Source organism: Schlesneria paludicola DSM 18645 (assembly GCF_000255655.1).
Classification (GTDB): Bacteria; Planctomycetota; Planctomycetia; order Planctomycetales; family Planctomycetaceae; genus Schlesneria; species Schlesneria paludicola.
In genome coordinates this window covers 2,974,869-2,993,794 of the sequence record NZ_JH636435.1, presented here as the reverse complement: position 1 = coordinate 2,993,794, position 18,926 = coordinate 2,974,869, and the positions used below count along the sequence as shown (strand labels likewise).

Below are 18,926 nucleotides of genomic sequence, written 5' to 3'. Positions count from 1 at the left end.
GAACGTAGTCCATTGAGGCGACGCTCACATGTGCCTTCCACGGGCCTGTTCGACGAGTCTGTAGCCTATTGGCTGACGCTACCGCTGCATTGGAGCGGGCAGATGTTTCGGAATGGCAGCGACATCCTCCGCGTGCTCGACATTCTGCGTTTCCGGCCGTTGGCTGCCGGCTTGGTGAACGTCGATCATCCTTGGGTCACAGGCGTCAGTCCGCATACGGGCGAACTGATCTGGCGCGATAATCTGATTTACAGATCGCCGCCCGCCGAGCACTTGGCGAATATCTCGGATGAGACTGTGCTACTGGCCAATGGACGGTTTCTTGCGCAGCGCGTTCGACAATCGGCAATCGTGCCCGAAGTTCCCATCGGGCCTGCGCGGCGAATGCCGCATTGCATCAACTACATGCACGGCAGCTCGCACTTCAACAGCGGGATCATTCTGCTGAATGATTTGCAGGACGCCTATCGGCACATCAACGATCCTGCCTTCCGCCGCGAGCTGGCGCGATTCGTCAAGGCGGAACGTCGAGAAGTCTTGTTCATGTTGCGCGATCGTGATTATGACCCGCGCGAGTACGCGTATCTGTCCTGTTGCATGCGGACGCATTTTCGCTGGTTCTGTAATCCGAACGGTCCACAGGCCCATGTCTTATGGGGCAACTCCGCTCCATTTCCGGCGGCGAATTTGATCACCGGGTATTGGTCCGACGACGTGTATGCATTGAAGAAATCAGGGGGCGCTGACGCTGTGGCACGTCCTCCCATTGGTCATGGGCACTATTTCCAAAGTGGCCCATACGATCAAGGTCGCGAGTACGCGATCTGGCCCGAAAAGCTACTGGCATGGGGTAGTTATTACCGAATCAGAATGCGCGGACGCAAGGGCGGAATGTTCTTCATCGACCGGCGTGATGTGTATGCCGATCAGATTGCGCGACGCGCGCAGCGCGGATTGCCGGACGAAGAACGAGCGAGGTTCTAGTCATGCTGGATCGTCCCGTTCGCCGGTTGATCGATCCCTGGTTGGATCTGCTGGCGGGAATGCTCGCCGCCGCCCGGATTCCCGCCGATGCGATCACCGTCATTGGTTTTGTGCTTGGCATGTTGGGATGCTTGGCGATTGCATCGAACCAGCCTCTCGTGGGGTTAGGGCTGATTCTTGCCAACCGTCTGGCAGACGGATTGGACGGGATGGTCGCCCGTCGCAATGGATCGTCTGACGTCGGCGGATTTCTTGATTTCGTGCTTGATATTTTGTTCTACGGAGGCGTTCCGTTTAGTTTTGCAGTGGCCGATCCGGCATTGCTGCTGCCCGCATGTTTCCTGATCTATAGCTTTATGGGAACAACCGGTTCGTTTCTGACGTATGCCGTGATTTCCGCCAAGCGCGGTGTGACCAGTGATGCCGAAAAGAAAAAATCGTTCTTCTATTCGATCGGCCTCATGGAAGGGACCGAGACGGTCATCTTCTTCGTTCTGTTCTGTGTGCTCCCGACGCATTTTGCGGTGCTAGCCTGGACCTTCGGCGTCCTTTGCTGGCTCACGATTCTGATTCGAATCGTGACGGGTGTTCTGGTTTTTCGAGGTACGCCATGATGGCTGGCCGTTTCTTTCATTCATTCGCGTTGATCTTTCTTTTGTGCGCGAGTCTGTGCTGTTCGAATGGTTGCGAATCGAAGCGTGTGGATGCTCCGGTCGCTGCTGATGCGAGCTGGGACCAGATTTTAACGCAAGCACGTGGTCAAACCGTCCGACTGTCGATGTGGGACGGCGATCCGATGATCAATGCCTACATGCGGGATTACGTCATTCCCGAGTTAAAACAACAGTTTGATGTCACCCTGAAGCTGATCGGCGGGCAGGGGCAGAATATCGTCAGCAAATTGCTGGTCGACAAAGAAGCGGAGCGCGTGCAGGGTGACATTGATCTGATGTGGATCAATGGTGAAACATTCTATCAATTGCGGAAGATGGACGGGCTGTACGGGCCATTCACGGATCGATTGCCCAACAACCGCTCTATCGACTGGAACAATCCGTTCGTCGCGATCGATTTTCAACACGTTGTCGAAGGGTTTGAATGTCCCTGGGGGAACGTCCAACTGGCATTGATCTACAATCGTAGCACCGTCGGTGAACCGCCGCTCACGATCGATGCGCTGGCGTCCTGGATCAAATCGCATCCCGGTCGATTCACCTTTGACAACAGTTTTACGGGAATGACGTTCCTCAAGTCGCTACTCTATCAGTTCGCAGGTGGGCCGCAGTCGCTCAACGGTCCGTTCAATGAAGAGGTTTACGCGTCGTCGTCGCGGAAATTGTGGGACTGGCTGATCGACGTCAAACCATTCCTGTGGCGCGAGGGCCAAACATACCCTGAAAGCGTCTCGCAACTGCATCAGCTATTCAGCAACAGTGAAGTCGACTTCACGATGAGCAACAATGATGGAGAAGTAGACAATAAGGTTCTTCAAGGCGTGCTGCCCGAGACCGCGCGGGCGTATGTTCTGGATTCGGGCACGATTCGCAATTCGCATTACTTGGGGATTCCGTTCAACGCCGCGAATATTGCAGGTACGCTCGTGGTGGCCAACTTTATGATTTCCCCGGACGCGCAACTGCGAAAGGCATTGCCGGCCGTCTGGGGTGATGGCACCGTGCTTTCCATCGAACTTTTGCCCGCCGAATGGAAAGAGAAGTTCGAGCATATTGATGGCCGAACCCGAGTGGCACCACGAAGCGAGCTCGAACAGAAAGCTCTGCTCGAACCGGCGTCCGAGGTGATGGTTCGTTTGCACGCTGATTTTCGCCGCGAGATCATCGAAAATGGCAACTAGCTGCGGCCATATTCGTTGCAATCTCGGCCAATGGTTCGGACTGTTGCTGCTTGTGATCGCGATCGTCTTTCCCATGTGCTGGGTGATCGGATATTCGGTGCTCTACAGCTTGGGTGGAATTGGGGCGTTGAGCGAGGGATGGACGCTGAAGCATTGGCATGCGGCGTTCACGGTCGGTGGCTTGAGAGAGAGCCTTCTCGTCAGTCCACTGATTGCCGGAATCGTCACGGTGATCGCAGTCGCGGTTTCGATCGGCATCGTCTTGATTGCGCCGCAATCCCGTCATAGTTTCATTGTGCTGGCGACACTAGGAATTCCACTCGCGACTCCCGCTGCTGTGGTCGCTGTGATGACGTATCAGATTCTGAGTCCTGGTGGACTTGTCGCACGATTGTGCTTTCACGCGGGATGGGTGACTTCGCCATCGCAATTTCCAGCCTTGGTCAATGATCCGTGGGCGATCGGAATCATCGTCGCACAGTCCTGTACTGCGATCCCGCTGCTGTCGCTGTTTTTTCTCAAGACTTGGACGACAGCCCGAATTGATCGTTACTGCCAATTGGCTCAGGCACTGGGAGCCAGCCAGGCACGGTCGCGGTGGCGCATCGGCTTGCCAATGCTACTCAGTCGTGGTCGGCAGATGATCATTCTGACATTTCTTCTGAACTTGGGCAGTTACGAGATTCCGTTGTTGCTTGGGCGACAGTCGCCGCAGATGTTTTCGGTCCTGACTCAGCGACGATTCGGACAATTCAACTTGCTTGAGCGGCCGCAGGCATTCGTGCTAGCGACGACCTACGTGCTACTTGTGGGAATCGGCGTCAAGCTCATGCTCGCGTGGAGGCGTTCGCATGAATGAACCTGTGCCGACCTCGGAGCGGCGGCGGAACGCACCCACCTGGTATGTGACGCTGACCCGGATTGTGTTCTACCTGATCCCGGTGTTGTTGCTCGTGATGATCTTGTTGCCATTCGCACTGATGGTGTTGATTTCACTGGGCAGCGGATGGGCATTCCCGCGGTTGCTGCCTGATCGGATGGACCTCGCGGCATGGCGACACTTCTTGTCGGATCGAGACCAGATGCTCATCGCGATTGCCACTTCGGCCGTCATGAGTCTTACGGTGGGCGTGTTCAGCGTATCGGGGGGATTATTGATCGGTCGCGCCGTTCGACGAACAGGTTCGAGATTTGCGCACTTTCTGATTTACCTTCCGTTCGTGATATCGCCGGTCGTGGTAGGTATCTGTTTGTATGACCTGTTGATCCGAATGCGGGTGATCGGAAATGTGGTGGGGGTGATTCTGATGCAAACGGTGTTCGCCTTGTCGTTTTCATCAGTCTTTTTCTACGAGCTTTGGTCGCCTCGTGCCGAACGGCTGGAGCAACTTGTCAGCAATTTCGGCGGGAGTCGGTGGGATGTCTGGCGCCACGCCGTGTTCCCGCAGATCTCGGGTTTGATTCTGGTTTGCTTTCTACAAACGGCTCTATATTCCTGGCTCGACTATGGGATCGTTTCGATCGTTGGTGGGGGCTATGTGCCATCGGTCACAACGCGGCTGTTTGGATATATTCGCGAGGCGAGTGTCAATCAAGCGGCGCAGGCCAGCCTGATCCTACTGGCGCCGGCGCTGCTCGGATTTCTCATCACGACATCGGTTTACTTTCTACGCCTGACGTTGCCAGGCGACACGAGGCAATCGTCATGACGTTTGTGGAAACCGCGCAAGCGTCATCCGCATCAAGTGCAAATTCTGCTGCTCATCAGCCTCTGATGCGGGTGCAGAACTTGTCCGTTAGGTTCGGAACGCAAGAGATCTTGCGTTCACTCAGTTTTGATCTGATGCCGGGGCAGACCCTGGTCATTTTGGGTGAATCGGGATGCGGCAAGACGACACTGATGCGGGCGCTGGCGGGGCTGATCCCCGTGACGAATGGAGAGATCCAGGTCAATTCCGTCTCCGTTGCGAGGCAGGGGTCGCGAGATCGAGGAATTATCTATCTGGACCAGGAGCCGTTGCTATTCGAGCACCTCAATGTGACAGAGAACATCGCGTTTGCGTTACGCCTGCGCCGAATGGCGGCGAAGAAGGTGGCAGACGCGGTGACTTTGATGTTGCAAGAGATTGATCTGTGTTTGCACGCGCGAAAGCGTGAGTGGCAGTTGTCAGGCGGACAGAAGCAGCGGGTCGCGTTCGCACGTGCCATCCTCGCCCATCCCCAGTTGTTGCTTTTGGATGAGCCGTTTTGCAGTCTCGACAGCCAGTCGCGAAACCAGATGCAACAACTCTTCTCGCGCCTCAGCCGTCAGCATTCGTTGACGTCGATATTTGTGACGCATGATGTGAAAGAAGCACTGGTTGTCGGCGACTGCTTCGCTCGAATGACGACGGGCAACCTGCTGATCTACCCCGATCGACGGTCGTTTATGATCGATCCTGCCACGGGAATTCCTGCTGAAATCGCATTTTGGCAGAAGTCGGCCACGCAACGTGAGTGAAGGCGTTAGTCGCTGGCAGGATTAGATGGAAGCCCAGAATGAGAAAGACTCGCATGCCATTAAAAGGATTGATCGTCGATAACGGAACCGGCTCGGGACGGGGTTATCCGGATCAGGCCGAGATTGTGTTTGATCGAGTGGTCACGTGTCGTCAGTTCCAACCGGACTTAAGCTCGTATGATTTGCTGATCGTCCCGAATGGTTCCGATCATGTGGCGATGCTTAGAATTCGCGATCAAGTGAAGCAGATGCTGGATGGAGGCAAATCCGTGTTCTGCTTCTGTGGCTGGTTCACGGATTGGCTGCCAGGTCATCGTTGGTTCCATGACAATTCTCATCCCACGAAGGAAGTGAGGCACTTTATCGGGAACGATCCTCATGGATTGCTCTCTGGTTTTGACCCGACTGATCTTGATCGCAATGCTCATGGAATCTCGGGTTGGTGGGCCTGCGGGGCGATCGAATCTGACGACCCAACGAGCGTTCTGATTCGTGACACGTGGGGAAGGAGCCTTGTCGTCGCGGACGACGAGTCGACAAATGGATTCATGTTTCTCACCGCCAGCGGTCCAGTCGGGGATTACTCGTTGTATCCGGCTTGGAGCTCCCTTTCGGTGCTTTACAAGAACGCGCTACAGCATGTCATTCGACGATCGAATCGCTGAATCGATCGTTTTGATTCACTCGAGGGAGACTTCGAAATGTTTGGGAAAATTGGGTTGATCTTCAACGGTGTCTGGTCGCAGTACGCCATGGCAACCGCTCCAAAGTATTCACCATTTTACGAATTGGTTTACGTGCACGATCTTAGTTTCGCCGATCTGAGCGGACTGGATGCACTCGTTATTCCATTTCAGTCGCATCAGGCCGCGATCGAGCAGCATCAAGATGTGCTCTATCAGTTTCTCGCATCGAATCGAAAGATTGCCGTCTTTGGTGACAGTACGCCAGGCTGGATCGATGCCCAGTGGGAACATCGTCCTACGAATAACTACTGGTGGGTCACCGATCCGACCAAGCCTCCCGTGACCGAGACGAACTACGATCATCCGGTGTTTCGTGGACTCCAGCCCCGGCAGGCATGCTGGCATACGCATGGTTGCTACACGCGGTTGCCCGATCAAGCCGAAGTGATTCAGTGCAACGCAGAAGGCGAAACCATTACTTGGCAGACGACGCGGTATGGAGGTGTTCTTTTCGTCTCGACCCTCGATCCGATCGTTGAGCACGGGATTCAGCAAATTCGTCACCTCGATCATTTTGTCGACAACTTGACGACGTGGCTTAGCGGAGTGCGACCATCTGGTTCGTTCGAAGTGCCACGCTCGGCGTATGCTTTGAACTCATGGCCTGCTGCGACGCACTGATCGACAATGGCAGGCAGAACCACGATGTCACCACCTTGGGAAGCGACACTGCGACTCATCTGTTTTCTCGGTGTCCTGATGACCATGACGCTGTGGGAGATCGCGGCTCCGCGCCGTCCTTTGACGGCGAGAAAGTCAACTCGATGGCCGGTGAACTTGGGGCTGATGGCGTTCAACACCGTGCTGGTTAGGCTCTGTTTGCCAGTCAGTGCGGTGGCGATGGCCCACTATGCGAATGAACGAGGTTGGGGCTTCCTGAATTTGTTGGCGTGGCCGCCCCTAGTGAAAGATGCCTTCGGGATTGTCGTGCTCGATTGTTTGATCTACGTTCAGCACGTACTCTTCCATGCGGTGCCGTGGCTGTGGCGAATTCATCGATTGCATCACGCAGATGTCGATCTGGATGTCACGACGGCAGTGCGGTTCCACACGCTGGAAATCCTGTTGTCGGCATTCGTCAAAGTGGCGGCTGTGCTCGTGATTGGCTGTTCCGTGACGGGAGTGGTTCTTTTTGAAATCCTGTTGAATGTGATGGCGATGTTCAATCACAGCAATGCGAAATTGCCACTTGGGATTGACCGCGTCCTCCGGTGTATTGTGGTGACCCCCGATATGCATCGAGTTCATCACTCCGCTGATTCCCAGGAAGGGAATCACAACTTTGGTTTCAATCTCTCCTGGTGGGACTTCTTGTGGCGGACCTACCGAGCGCAGCCCGCCGCAGGTCATCAGGGAATGCGGATTGGGATTAATGACGGGGCGATTTAATCCCTCTCTTATTCGCTCGTTGCCCTTTGTCGCTAAGCTCCGCTTGGCGACACTTCTTGTGCCTTCGGTTATTGTAGAGCAACAAAACGAGCAGTACCCCTCCTGTGCAGGGTGGGGTCTACGAGGAAAACTCATCCTGCGGAACCTCAACGATTCCTCAACGCGCCTTGACGTTCCAGCGTTCGTCGAAGAAATCGGCGTCGACGATTTTGCCGGGGTAGCGGGCGTTCGGCGGGGTTCGCAGATCAACGATGGCCCAGTCGGGTAGCTTTGGTACCTGACGTGCGTTGTTCAGATAGTCGTACTCGCGGTAGGTAAAGCTGCTGTTCAGAACGACATATCGTTCCGGATTCAGCGGGTTGGGGTAAACGGCCACCGGTGCGTGATTGGCCGCATCGAAGGTGCGATCACCCACCACGATATCGCGCCCCGTCCAGAGGATGGGCAGTCGGTCGGCAATCTTTGCCAGCACCGAGTTGGATTGGGTATCGCCCCAAAGGATCAGGTTTGAGTTCGCGACGTCCTCTGCGGTGATCTCACTGTCGAGTTTCACGATCGCGTCGCCGCGCATTTGCCGTCGCCAGTGCGTCACGGCATGTTCGAATTCGGCGTTGACCCAGCGTTCAACCATTTCGTTGCGAAACTTTCCGCTGGGCTTCACAAAGATGAACGAATCCATCAAGGCATCGTCGATCGGACCTTGCAAGCCGTGCTTCTTTCGCAGGCCAGACAGTTGCCCCGCTTTCCAGGCGCCGCCTTCTCGAACAAACGATCCGTTCGCGGGAATGTCGAGTGCGCTTCCACCGTCGATCCGAACTTGTTTGGGTGCTCCAGCGGGCGGTGTCACACTCAGGGCCGACACGTTTCGCGTCGTGATTGCCAGGACACCGTCCACGGGTTCGGCGACGACACGTGCTTCGCTCCAATGCTCATTCATGCCGTCGATTGTCAGCCAGTACATGCAGTTGTACTTCAGCGTGAAGGTGACCAACTGCACTTTTGCCGGTGTGCGGTTGCGGCCCTTGAGGGCCCACTCCGCTAGTTTGGCTTCGATTTGCTTTTCCGATTCGGGATGAATCTGGTGGCCGGTCATTGGGCCGATAATGTGCAGCAACTTCATCCCTTCGCGTTCAAACGCGGTTTCCATGATGTCCGCGGCCTGCTTTTGAATATCCATATCACCGCTATAGGCCACGGTCGGCAATTGCGCCAAATTGGCTGCATATCCCGGGCAGTCGTACATTCGCCAGAGCTTTTCCTCATAGACGGTCGGGCTGAGCGTTTCCTTCTGGAAGAATTTCAGGAACTCGGGGGTTTCCGAGAATCCCGCACCTGGATTGGCCGCGAACCATTGGTCTGCATAGTGAACCGCGAACTGCCAGGCGGCCGCACCACCCATCGAGAAACCACGTACGGAAATGCGGTCGTCGTCGATTCGGTACTGCCGCTTCGTTGCGTCCAACGCCTCGAACAAGTCGACTTCACCAGCAAGCTTATTCGCGTTGCAGTATCGACCGTAGAGATGCAAGGTCAGCGTATTTGCGGGCGAGATCGGACCTGCGTACCGCGTGCGATCGTTCACGAAATTGAGCTCGCTCAGCAGTTCACCTCGACCATGAAACCAGGCATCCAGGCGAATCTTGTCGGTTCCATCGAACTTGTAGCTGGCGGGAACCACCAGTCCATACGGCTGGACGGTCTGATCGAGTTTCGAAATGTAACCCCGAACCACCGTTCCCGTCTGCCTGGTCCAGGGAGCGTCTCCTGCTGTCAATTCATCTGCCCGCTGAATCCCTTGCTGCAGCAGTTTCTTGGCAATCGGAATCTCTTTCGCGTCGAATAACTCCTGATAGCGCAGAGCCTGGTCCACGGCGCGATGATAAATCAACACGTCGGGCAAAAGTGAGTTCACCTTGTCCGACTTGAGTTGGCGGAGATGATCAATTTTTTTCTGAAGATCTTGCAGTCCCGCGGTTAGCTCGGCACGGTCTGCTTCGGGAACGTCGATTCCCAGCTTCGGAACGCGGCGCACTTGATCCAGCGAGTTATCCGCGGGGCCATCGGCCAGCCCATGGCCAGTCACCAGGATCATCAATCCGACGACCAGCAGCAATCGATCGATACGAACGTCCATTAGATGTCCTTCGCAGGAGGCAGCAGTGCAGGGGGGGAAGGTTGGCGGGTTGAACGACGCGGTGTTAACAGTTTCGTCAATGCGGGGGAGCGGTCACATGTCTCCGGCGATGGTGACCTGGTGCTGCGATGGCGGGACCAGCCCAACGTCGACCGAAGTTTGGGGATCACGACAACGAATGAACGACCAATCCAGAGAGTAGTTTCGGGTAGAAATACGTGCTTTTGGGCGGCATCGTCTCGCGACCGGCGGCAATTTCACGAACATCCTCGATCGTGGCCGGTGCGACTAAACACGCAAGCTGATGCGTTTTGGCGTGCAGTGCCGCTGTGGTCTCGTCCAGTCGATGCACATATTGGAATTTCGGATCACCGCCGACGCTCTTCAAGATCAACTCTTCCAGCAGCAACCGGTGGAGCATACTGACTCCCAGCAATTGCCAGGCTTCGCTATGGTCGGCGGCGAGCGTCGACATCAGACTGTTGTCGAGGATGCGAACGAACAGCCATGTGTCATCCGCCGCTGTGCCGAATCCGAAGACATCCTGACCGCCATCAGCCTCAATCAGTTCCCAAGTCTCCGTTGCGGCCTTGTCGCCCTGACCGATGACATCGACTTCGCAGCACGATTTCAGTGCTTCGGCGACTTGGCCGGACGTCAGTGTGGCGGGTAATCCTGAAACAAGTCGGTGCGTCGGCAGAATCTGCAAGCCCGGATCCTGCATTCCGACAAAGTGCATCAGGACGAAGTTCGCGGCCGCCTGATCGTCGTTCAGCTTTCCTGCGGCTTTCAGTTCCTTGCGGTAGTTGAGCGCGGTTTCGTAGCGGTGATGACCGTCGGCGATGAAGACGGGTTGATCACGCAGGCCCGCCTTGACCTGACCGATGACCTGATGATCGGTGACCACCCACAGGCGGTGGATGACGCCGAGATGATCCGTGGCCTGCGACGGAGTCAGTTTCAGGCAGGCGTCGTCCAGGATTCGCTGCACCGATGCGGTCTCGTCGGGGTAAAGTCCGAAGATCGGAGACAGGTTCGCATTTGTGGCTCGGATCAACATCAGTCGATCCAACTTTGGTCCGGAGAGTGTCTGTTCATGCGGAAAGACATTGCCGGTACCGAATTCTTCGAGGCGAATTCTCGCCATGAAGCCACCGCGAATATAAGTCGATCCTTCCCAGGTGAACTCTTGAGAATAGACATACAACGCATCTTCCGGCTCCATCTGCAGCACGCCGTCGAGCTTCCAGTGCTTCAGAAAATCGGCGGCGCGGCCGTATTTCGCGTTGGCATCGGTGTCACTGGGTTCGCTGCGATTGAGCTCCAGACGAATGAAGTTACACGGATGGACCTTGTAGAGGCGATCCTGGAACTGCGTGTCAATGACGTCATACGGAGGGGTAATCACATCGGACAGATCGCCCACCTGAGAGACGTCGTACCGCCAACCACGAAACGGACTGACATCAACCATTTTTCAAACAGCCTTCCTGCGATCAAAAACCGAAGCGGACTCCGTTGTCCGACAAGGCGCATACAATGAAGGATGTCGGACCGGGGTTCAAGGTCTGGGTCAAAAGACCCGCAGGGCGAGACTCCAAGAAGGGAAGGGAAATGCTCAATTCAGCGAAAACCTCGCCATTCGAGCCGTTCGTCACGAGCATCGCGAGATTCTTAATCGTCACTCATTGGCGCTGGTCGCTTCATGACTTCAGACCATGTATAGGCCAAACCGGGATGGTTGGCCGGTGTCTTCAGCAGGCATCCAAGCAGGGCGGCGATTGCAAACCCGGCCAGATACGGCACGGCGGTGGTCAGCGTAATCGAGGGCTGGTAACTGGTACCGAACAGGATCTGCCAATAACTCCACAGAAACGAAATCAAGATGCTGCAGGCGACCGACAGTTTCGCGACACGTCCGTCGCATTTCAGAAACATGCCGATCAGGAATAGCGACGCCAGGGGGCCCAGAAACATATTGAACGCGGGGGCCATCATATCAATGATGTTTCGTCCCGAATGCTGTGCCAGGTAGGCCACGCCGGTCGCCAATGCGGTTACCGCGAGTCCCACGATCACAGACAGAAAACGCGCAAATCCGACATCGCTGAGGAGCGGCTTTTGGTCGGGGCGAATTCGGCCGTATAAATCCTCCGCGAAGACGGCGCTGATGCTGTTGACGCCGGAAACCAAAGTCTGCATCGCGTCGCACAAGAGCACCGCCAGAATCACACCGCCAATTCCTGCGGGAAGTTGATGCGCGAAGAAGTGCGGCAGTACTCGGTCGCCGTGCTTCACAACGGTGTGTCCGTTTTCCGTGACGAAAATGCCGTCGGGCAAATAACTCGGATGTTGCAGATAGAACGCGAGCAGGGCTAGGCCAGACAGCGCCAACAGCACGCCAATCGTCAAATCGGTCAGAGCTGCCACGATGTAGCTTCGCCGTGCGGATTTGAGCGACGTTGTGGAAAAGTACCGCTGCAGAACGACTTGATCGGAACCGTGCGTGCAGATCGTCCAGAAGAAACTGAGCATTGCGGCCGTGACCACCGTCATCCGGACCGTTGGGTCGAAACTGAAAATAATTGGCTTGGTATGCTCACCGGAATTCTCCGCCGCGATCCTCCACCAGTCTGAGGGGCCGGTTCCTGTTGTCCAGAACACGTATCCCAATGTCACGATCGTCCCTCCAAACAACATGAGCGACTGTAGGACATCGTTCCAGATCGCTGCTCGGAATCCGCCAACACTGCTGTAGACGGTGGCCGACAGTCCGACGACCACGACGATCCAGTACAGCAGCGTCTCGCGAAATAGAATGGGCGTTTCGGGCGAACCGCCCAACAGACTGAGCAGCGGGTCAGACATCCCAGCGGGAACGAGTGTCCCCAGCATTTGTGTCAGGGCGAGGGAGCCGACATAGGTCACCATCGACATCCAGCCCATTCGCAGCAGGAAAAAGAGCAAGCTGCCAATCACGCGCGTCTGTACGTCGAATCGACGCTCAAGATATTCGTACGCACTGGTAAATCTGAGACGCATGAAGAAGGGAACCCAGACACCCAAGACGACCATCATGCTGAACGGCAGTGCCAGGTACTGGGCGAACATGGCGACGCCGTTCTTGATCATCTCGCCCGGCACCCCCATGTACGAGATGCTCGACATCAGTGTCGCCAGGACGCTCAGTCCGACCGCCATCCAGGGCATCCGGCGACCGCCAAGGAAGAATTCACTCGTTGTATCCGACTTGCGCGAAGACCAGTAGACGATCCCAATCGTCACCAGCAGATACGCACCGACCGACAAAAAGTCGATCCATTGCAAACCGTTTCGTGGAGGGGGCGCCGTTCGAACGTCGGCAAAAACCAGCCCGACAAACAGTGTCGCTGAATTCATGGACCGCTTTCAAAAACGTCGATCGAGATGCAAGCGATTGAGCGGACAACTCAATCGGTCGGTGATGAACGGCGACCAGCGCCATTCATGAGAGTACGGCTCTCGCACTGACGAATCAACGAATGCGCATGTGATTGATGGGCGGGAAGCCGAAGTGAACGCCGGAATTGTCGGTTCGAAGAACCGTCGGGCAGGGGCGATCCCATGGCCGCAAAACGAGACTTATGGACGTTGGAACGGGAAAGTGTCCATCACAACGCGTAAGCTCGTGCCAAGTCCAATCGAGAGCCCCAAAGCGATCAAGATGCTCGGCCCGAGACGTGGACACGAACAGAAATCTGGGTCGGAAGTCGACCTTAACGCGCGCCCCTCGCTCGGGGGAAAGTTAGGTGAAATCGGGGGCTTTTCAGCGGCAATCCCGTTCATCTTGTCGTGCTTTTGAAGATGCGAGGCCGCTTGGATTGCAGTTGAGACCCGCACTTGGGACAACTTTGGTCCTGTGCATCGATTGAACGAGCCCAAATCGACAGACATTCGGACCCGAACGTATGTCGTCGGGACGAACCCCGCAACAACGAGGCGCGACCGCTCGGTGTTCGAAGTTCGACACGCAGTGAGATTGAAACGACACGCAGTGAGATTAAAGCATTGTCTGTTGCTACGAAGATTAAGGTGCCATGAGCGCGCTGGAAGTTTCCCACCTCACGAAGAGCTATGGTGATCGAACCGTCGTCGATGACGTGAGTTTCCACGTGGCATCGGGCGAAGTGTTCGGAATGATCGGCCCCAACGGCGCCGGGAAGTCGACGTGCATGTCGATGATCGTCGGATTGCTGAAAGCCGATTCAGGCTCGATTTCGTTCGATGGAACAGAGTACGACCTCAGTAATCCCGAACTTCGGACACAATTGGGCCTTGTTCCGCAGGAACTGGCCATCTATCCCGAGCTGACGGCTTGCCAGAATCTTCAGTTCTTCGGCGAGCTGTATGGGATGCGTGGTCAGTATTTGCGTCAACGTATTGATGATGTCTTGCATCTGACAGGCTTGACGGCGAATGCCCATCATTCCCCGAAGACGTTTTCCGGTGGCATGCAGCGGCGGCTGAATTTTGGCATCGCATTACTGCATGAACCGAAATTTGTGGTGCTCGACGAACCCACCGTCGGAATCGATCCGCAGTCACGATCCAATCTGCTCGACTGCGTCCGTGATCTCGGCCAGCGTGGAGTCGGCGTGATCTATGTGACGCACTACATGGAAGAGATCGAAGCCGTCTGTCAGCGTGTCATGATTATCGATCATGGCCGCAAACTGCGTGAGGGAACGCTCGACGAACTCATCGACCGATCGCAGATCGATCTTTGCATTACCGTCGGACCGATTCCCGCAGAACTGGTCTCGAAACTCGGCCACTATGGCAAGGTGGAAGACGCGAGCCATGGGGCCAGGCGGGTTTGTATTCGGGAGAACCTGCAAGATGCAAATGGTGAACACCGTGGAAGGATCCGTACCGTGCTTGAGCTCCTGGAAAACGCGAAAGTTCCGCTCTTGGGAATGACGTCGCAGGAAACCAGCCTCGAAACGCTATTCCTCAGCTTGACGGGCCGTAAATTGCGAGATTGAGAATTCCCATATTGACCCCGTCCGACATTGAAAAAAGTTGAGTGACTGAATGGGTATCTGGGCCCTGACGATCAAAGATATTCGCATCATCCTGCAAGACCGGGGCGCGCTGTATACGCTGCTGGCGTTGCCGGTGGTTTTTATCGCCATTCTGGGGGTCTCAACCGGCCAGTTGTTGTCCACACGCGACGAACTGAAACTGATCAAAATCGGACTCGTCGATGAAGACAAAACTGAGTTGTCCGAGCAGGTCTATCACGACCTGTCGATGATTGGCGGATTGAAAGTCGATAAGATTTCGACGCGTGATGATGCTGCCATCCGCCTGCAAGATGGGCGAAGCGGTATCGTGATCGTTCTGGGAAAGGATTTTGATGATCGGGTCGAGGAACTCGATCTTAGCGATGTCTTCGATGCTCAGAATGGAAAACTCTCACAGGGGGTTGAGGCCCTCGATATGCAGGTTCTCAGTGGTGCGTCGTATGTTGGCGTTTCCGATCTTGTCGAGTATGTCGTGTTGTCGGCCGTGCTTAAGGTCGTTTCTCCCGAAGTTGTCCGTCGAAATCCGTTGCTGCGCCGGTTGATCGATCGCATGAAAGAGCGACATGCCGAGGACGCGCTGCCGAAACCACCTGTCATCGCGGTCGTGAAGTCCGGATCAAGCATTATCTATCAGACACTCGTCCCCGCATTCATCGTGATGTTCGCCTTTTTCCTGGTGAATATCATGGCCAGTTCGTTCATCAGCGAGCGACAGCTCGGGACGTTGAAACGGATGCAGACGACGCGAATTACTCCTTCGCAACTCCTCTGCGGGAAGACGCTTCCGTTCCTCTTGATTTCGATCGCCCAGAGCAGCCTGTTGTTTCTTTCGGGCAAGATCATGTTTGGCATGTCGTGGGGCACTTATCCCTTCCTGCTGATCCCTGTCATCATCACGACCGCGGTGTCGGCGACGGGGCTGGGGTTGCTGCTCGCCACATTTGTTCGGACCGAATCCCAGGTTGCATCGTATTCCACGTTTCTGGTGGTCGTGCTGGCCGGCATCAGCGGATGTTACATGCCCCGCGACTGGCTGCCGGAACTGATGAAGACGGTCAGCTTGGGAACGCCTCACGCCTGGGCCCTCATCGCCTACCAAGAGTTGCTGACGCATCCGCACCCCAGTCTGAATGTGGTCGGCGAATGTTGTCTGATGCTGTTGGGCTTTGGGGTGATCGCATTCATCCTCGGTTGGATCAGATTTCGAAAGCTCGAGTACCACATCTAGCCGACTGATGAAGGACCGGGGACTGGCTCCGGCCAGATGAAGAAACGCCATAACATCATGAATGCCAGGGTGGGTGTCCCCCTGGCTTCAACAGTCGTCTAAGTCGTCCCTCGGCGAAGCTCTCGTCCACGCCCTGAAATGGCGAAATCGTTAGCTTGGATGACGTTTGGCCGGTCGGAACTCATTCTGGCGTGCCCAATGCCATTCACTGTGGAAATGCCTCCTGCCTGAATTCACGCATTGTTCCGAAAATCTCCGTGTCAAACGCTTTTTCCCGCGAGAGTGACAGAACTTCTGACTCGGTTTCTAGTGATGGTATGCGCTTTGCATAAGCGGTGTCATGGACAACTCCATGAACATTACCGCTCACACCAGGGAACTGAACGATGAGACGCCTCACCATCAGCGGCCTCTTGCTGCTTTGTGTTTCCGCCTGCTCTGAGACGACGAACCAGACCGCCAATAAACCTCCGGTCTCGAAGACAACTCCAACGGCTGAGGAGTCACTTGTGAGCCCCAGCGAACATCGATCGTCGAGCTCCACGCAGCCGCTTGATCAGGAAAAGTCCAATAGTGATGAGCAGGTGACTGCGGACATCCGCAAGGGCATGATGGATTCGAAAATGGCGGTCAGTTTGGAGCAGATCAAAGTCAATACGAGCGATGGCAAGGTCACACTCACCGGTCTGGTCAAAACGCTCGAAGAAAAGCAGAAAGCCGGTGAAATCGCTGAATCGATCGCCGGCGCGGATCATGTCGACAACTGGGTCGAAGTGGAATAGTCCGATCCACGCGGAACGCTCGATGCCGTTCTGCAAAATACGCTCTTTCCTGGCTGGGCCGATCCGAAATCGGTTCCCCGTTCCTTGCGCGCACGAATGGCCGATTCGTTGATGCGGCCGTTGCTCAACCACTTTTTTTAAGTCATTTGACAACCATGGCACGACTGAATTCTCGTCTCGTACCGCGCTTTGTCGTCCTGTCAAAGCCGTATTTTTTTTCTGATGAGAAGTGGGTTGCTCGCGGCCTGCTCGTCTTATTGGTCGTCTTGATGCTCACGAATACCGCCGCGAGCGTGTTGCTCAACCAGCAAACGGGCGAGTTCTCGTCTGCTCTGGCCGCCCGCGATTCCGATCGCTATTGGCGATCGATCTATTACGCGACAGCACTCATTGCGGTCGCCGTTCCAATCTATGGGTTGTACTACTTTGTTCGGGATCGATTGTCGAACTATTGGCGACGATGGATGACGCAGCGGTTCGTCGGCAATTACTTCAGTAATACGGCGTTCTACAAACTGACCTATTCCGCGGAAATCGATAATCCCGATCAACGTATTTCGGAAGACATCAATTCGTTTACGCAAAAGTCGATCTACTTCCTATTGATCTTCATCGAAACCGCATTGCAACTGATTGCATTTTGCGGTGTCTTGTGGTCGATCTCGCACATTCTGGTCTACTTCATTGTCGTATACGCCGCGATCGGAACGGGTATCACCACGCTCATCTTCGGACGGCCCCTGGTCGGACTGAACTTCTTCCAGTTGCGACGTGAGGCCGATCTACGCTTTAGTTTGGTTCGCGTTCGCGAAAATGCCGAATCGATCGCCTTTTATCGAGGTGAAGCACAGGAGTCGCAAAACATTCGCGACAAATTTGCGGAAGTCTTCCAGAACTTTAACAAGCTGGTGAACTGGCAATTCTTCTTGAACGTGTTCCAGTATTCATTCATCACGGCCACGATGATCATTCCCGGAATCATTCTCGCACCCCGCGTCATGGCGGGGGAGATCGAAATTGGTCGCGTCGTTCAAGCGACCGGTGCATTCGCTGCGATCTTCGGGGCGTTAAATATCGTCGTCAACAAGTTCGACGTACTCAGCTACTTTGCCGCGGGAATCAGCCGCCTGGATCGGTTTGCGAAGATTCTTGAAAATAAAGCCAATGAGGTCCCTGACGAGGGAAAACGTGTCTCAACCGTTGAGGGGCCGCAGTTCTCGGTCGAGAATCTGACCGTGGAGACGCCCGACGGAAAACGAACGTTAATCGCAGACCTGTCGTTGTCCATCGGTGAAGGTGAGGGACTCTTGATCGTGGGGCCAAGCGGCGGCGGCAAGAGCTCTTTGCTACGTGTGTTCGGCGGTTTGTGGGATACGGGAGACGGAACCGTCACGCGGCCATCCTTGGACAGCATGTTGTTCTTGCCCCAGCGGCCTTACATGATTATCGGCAGCCTGCGCCAGCAACTGCTTTATCCGAATAATCGTGATGGAGTCACCGATGAAGAGTTTCAGCAGATTCTCGAATCGGTGAATCTACCGAAGCTGATTGAGCGATGCGGCGGCCTGGACGTTGATGCCGATTGGGGAAAATTGCTGTCACTGGGTGAACAACAGCGTTTGGCCTTCGCGCGGGTCTTACTCGCCGAAAAACCATATGTGATCCTTGATGAAGCAACCAGCGCGCTCGATGAGAAAAATGAAGCGAGCTTGTACGAGAAATTGCGTGAAAGCAACGCGACGATCGTGAGCGTCAGTCACCGCCCGCAAGTTGCGAAATATCACACGCACGTTCTGGTTCTGGAGGGCAAAGGAAAATGGCACATCCAGGACGCGAGCGAATACCTGGCAGAAATCACGGAAGACAACTCTTCACCTGCAGCAACTGCACTTTGATGGGGCTCGCTTGCAGGGCGAGCGTCATCCCATCGTGATCGCATCCGCATCCGCGAGAAGGAAAATACTGATGACTTCCAGCGATAAATCGAAACAGGCCGCTCATTCCGCAGCAGGCAAACCCGAGGTCTCGAAGGGCATCGAACTCGATGAAGATCGGCCATTCGGCAGTAGTGGCGCGTGGGCTCCACAGGGCGGCCAACACTTGGGTGTGCCGGAACGAAACCCCGACGGATCACCCCGCGCCGCCCCCGATGAACCTGATCACGTTGGAAACACGCAAAGTACGACGAACAGCCAATAAGTCGTGTCGGATGAGTCCCGCTCTTGTATCCGGTAATGCTGGA

17 protein-coding genes are annotated in these 18,926 nt (G+C 55.3%); 14 read left to right on the top strand and 3 right to left on the bottom strand.

The window, feature by feature from the left end; genetic code table 11:
• The first annotated feature begins 12 nt into the window (after positions 1 to 12).
• From OSO_RS0130770 to OSO_RS0130730, 9 genes are read left to right on the top strand one after another with little or no spacing between them, the layout of a single operon-like run.
• Positions 13 to 984, top strand: coding sequence for a hypothetical protein (locus tag OSO_RS0130770; protein WP_157605548.1), 972 nt, complete (start codon positions 13 to 15; stop codon positions 982 to 984).
• Between the two features lie 2 nt (positions 985 to 986).
• The gene (locus tag OSO_RS0130765) at positions 987 to 1,598 is read left to right on the top strand and encodes a CDP-alcohol phosphatidyltransferase family protein (RefSeq protein ID WP_010586769.1); all 612 of its coding nucleotides are present in this window, start codon (positions 987 to 989) and stop codon (positions 1,596 to 1,598) included.
• Positions 1,595 to 2,839 carry an ABC transporter substrate-binding protein gene (locus OSO_RS0130760; protein WP_010586768.1) on the top strand — a complete coding sequence of 415 codons (1,245 nt, stop codon included), beginning with the start codon at positions 1,595 to 1,597 and terminating at the stop codon, positions 2,837 to 2,839. The genes OSO_RS0130765 and OSO_RS0130760 overlap by 4 nt, the downstream gene beginning before the upstream one ends.
• Positions 2,829 to 3,698 carry an ABC transporter permease family protein gene (locus tag OSO_RS0130755; protein ID WP_010586767.1) on the top strand — a complete coding sequence of 290 codons (870 nt, stop codon included), beginning with the start codon at positions 2,829 to 2,831 and terminating at the stop codon, positions 3,696 to 3,698. The genes OSO_RS0130760 and OSO_RS0130755 overlap by 11 nt, the downstream gene beginning before the upstream one ends.
• Positions 3,691 to 4,548: an ABC transporter permease gene (locus tag OSO_RS0130750; RefSeq protein ID WP_010586766.1), complete on the top strand. Its 858-nt coding sequence runs from the start codon at positions 3,691 to 3,693 to the stop codon at positions 4,546 to 4,548. Before OSO_RS0130755 ends, OSO_RS0130750 begins: the two co-directional genes overlap by 8 nt.
• Entirely contained in the window at positions 4,545 to 5,339 is a 795-nt protein-coding gene (locus OSO_RS0130745) for an ABC transporter ATP-binding protein (RefSeq protein ID WP_010586765.1), read from the top strand. Before OSO_RS0130750 ends, OSO_RS0130745 begins: the two co-directional genes overlap by 4 nt.
• Positions 5,340 to 5,377: 38 nt before the next feature.
• The gene (locus OSO_RS45835; RefSeq protein WP_010586764.1) at positions 5,378 to 6,004 is read left to right on the top strand and encodes a hypothetical protein; all 627 of its coding nucleotides are present in this window, start codon (positions 5,378 to 5,380) and stop codon (positions 6,002 to 6,004) included.
• Between the two features lie 36 nt (positions 6,005 to 6,040).
• Positions 6,041 to 6,706, top strand: a complete 666-nt coding sequence (locus tag OSO_RS0130735; protein ID WP_010586763.1) for a hypothetical protein — start codon at positions 6,041 to 6,043, stop codon at positions 6,704 to 6,706.
• 24 nt (positions 6,707 to 6,730) lie between these two features.
• Positions 6,731 to 7,474 (top strand): sterol desaturase family protein, encoded by a 744-nt coding sequence (locus OSO_RS0130730; protein WP_157605544.1) that lies wholly within the window; start codon positions 6,731 to 6,733, stop codon positions 7,472 to 7,474.
• A gap of 157 nt (positions 7,475 to 7,631) precedes the next feature.
• Here OSO_RS0130730 and OSO_RS0130725 read toward each other — a convergent pair whose 3' ends face one another.
• The 3 genes from OSO_RS0130725 to OSO_RS0130715 form a co-directional block, all read right to left on the bottom strand.
• A complete protein-coding gene (locus OSO_RS0130725) occupies positions 7,632 to 9,608 on the bottom strand; it encodes a prolyl oligopeptidase family serine peptidase (RefSeq protein WP_010586761.1) in 1,977 nt (658 codons plus the stop codon).
• A gap of 166 nt (positions 9,609 to 9,774) precedes the next feature.
• Positions 9,775 to 11,082: a DUF1015 domain-containing protein gene (locus tag OSO_RS0130720; RefSeq protein ID WP_010586760.1), complete on the bottom strand. Its 1,308-nt coding sequence runs from the start codon at positions 11,080 to 11,082 to the stop codon at positions 9,775 to 9,777.
• A gap of 200 nt (positions 11,083 to 11,282) precedes the next feature.
• Positions 11,283 to 13,007: a sodium:solute symporter family transporter gene (locus tag OSO_RS0130715; protein ID WP_010586759.1), complete on the bottom strand. Its 1,725-nt coding sequence runs from the start codon at positions 13,005 to 13,007 to the stop codon at positions 11,283 to 11,285.
• A gap of 677 nt (positions 13,008 to 13,684) precedes the next feature.
• Here OSO_RS0130715 and OSO_RS0130705 point away from each other — a divergent pair.
• The 5 genes from OSO_RS0130705 (at position 13,685) to OSO_RS0130685 (ending at position 18,883) form a co-directional block, all read left to right on the top strand.
• The gene (locus tag OSO_RS0130705) at positions 13,685 to 14,632 is read left to right on the top strand and encodes an ABC transporter ATP-binding protein (protein ID WP_010586757.1); all 948 of its coding nucleotides are present in this window, start codon (positions 13,685 to 13,687) and stop codon (positions 14,630 to 14,632) included.
• Positions 14,633 to 14,681: 49 nt separating this feature from the next.
• A complete protein-coding gene (locus OSO_RS0130700) occupies positions 14,682 to 15,902 on the top strand; it encodes an ABC transporter permease (protein ID WP_010586756.1) in 1,221 nt (406 codons plus the stop codon).
• Positions 15,903 to 16,288: 386 nt separating this feature from the next.
• Complete coding sequence (locus OSO_RS0130695) at positions 16,289 to 16,684, top strand: BON domain-containing protein (RefSeq protein WP_010586755.1); 396 nt, start codon at positions 16,289 to 16,291, stop codon at positions 16,682 to 16,684.
• Between the two features lie 155 nt (positions 16,685 to 16,839).
• Positions 16,840 to 18,579 carry an ABC transporter ATP-binding protein/permease gene (locus tag OSO_RS0130690; protein ID WP_010586754.1) on the top strand — a complete coding sequence of 580 codons (1,740 nt, stop codon included), beginning with the start codon at positions 16,840 to 16,842 and terminating at the stop codon, positions 18,577 to 18,579.
• Positions 18,580 to 18,649: 70 nt separating this feature from the next.
• Complete coding sequence (locus OSO_RS0130685; protein WP_010586753.1) at positions 18,650 to 18,883, top strand: hypothetical protein; 234 nt, start codon at positions 18,650 to 18,652, stop codon at positions 18,881 to 18,883.
• The last annotated feature ends 43 nt before the right edge of the window (positions 18,884 to 18,926 follow it).

Coding starts and splice junctions, on each gene's coding strand:
- OSO_RS0130685 (WP_010586753.1), top strand. CDS start 18,650: ATGACTTCCAGCGATAAATCGAAACAGGCCGCTCATTCCGCAGCAGGC.
- OSO_RS0130745 (WP_010586765.1), top strand. CDS start 4,545: ATGACGTTTGTGGAAACCGCGCAAGCGTCATCCGCATCAAGTGCAAAT.
- OSO_RS45835 (WP_010586764.1), top strand. CDS start 5,378: ATGAGAAAGACTCGCATGCCATTAAAAGGATTGATCGTCGATAACGGA.
- OSO_RS0130735 (WP_010586763.1), top strand. CDS start 6,041: ATGTTTGGGAAAATTGGGTTGATCTTCAACGGTGTCTGGTCGCAGTAC.
- OSO_RS0130700 (WP_010586756.1), top strand. CDS start 14,682: ATGGGTATCTGGGCCCTGACGATCAAAGATATTCGCATCATCCTGCAA.
- OSO_RS0130725 (WP_010586761.1), bottom strand. CDS start 9,608: ATGGACGTTCGTATCGATCGATTGCTGCTGGTCGTCGGATTGATGATC.
- OSO_RS0130760 (WP_010586768.1), top strand. CDS start 1,595: ATGATGGCTGGCCGTTTCTTTCATTCATTCGCGTTGATCTTTCTTTTG.
- OSO_RS0130765 (WP_010586769.1), top strand. CDS start 987: ATGCTGGATCGTCCCGTTCGCCGGTTGATCGATCCCTGGTTGGATCTG.
- OSO_RS0130750 (WP_010586766.1), top strand. CDS start 3,691: ATGAATGAACCTGTGCCGACCTCGGAGCGGCGGCGGAACGCACCCACC.
- OSO_RS0130755 (WP_010586767.1), top strand. CDS start 2,829: ATGGCAACTAGCTGCGGCCATATTCGTTGCAATCTCGGCCAATGGTTC.
- OSO_RS0130690 (WP_010586754.1), top strand. CDS start 16,840: ATGGCACGACTGAATTCTCGTCTCGTACCGCGCTTTGTCGTCCTGTCA.
- OSO_RS0130705 (WP_010586757.1), top strand. CDS start 13,685: ATGAGCGCGCTGGAAGTTTCCCACCTCACGAAGAGCTATGGTGATCGA.
- OSO_RS0130720 (WP_010586760.1), bottom strand. CDS start 11,082: ATGGTTGATGTCAGTCCGTTTCGTGGTTGGCGGTACGACGTCTCTCAG.
- OSO_RS0130695 (WP_010586755.1), top strand. CDS start 16,289: ATGAGACGCCTCACCATCAGCGGCCTCTTGCTGCTTTGTGTTTCCGCC.
- OSO_RS0130730 (WP_157605544.1), top strand. CDS start 6,731: ATGTCACCACCTTGGGAAGCGACACTGCGACTCATCTGTTTTCTCGGT.
- OSO_RS0130715 (WP_010586759.1), bottom strand. CDS start 13,007: ATGAATTCAGCGACACTGTTTGTCGGGCTGGTTTTTGCCGACGTTCGA.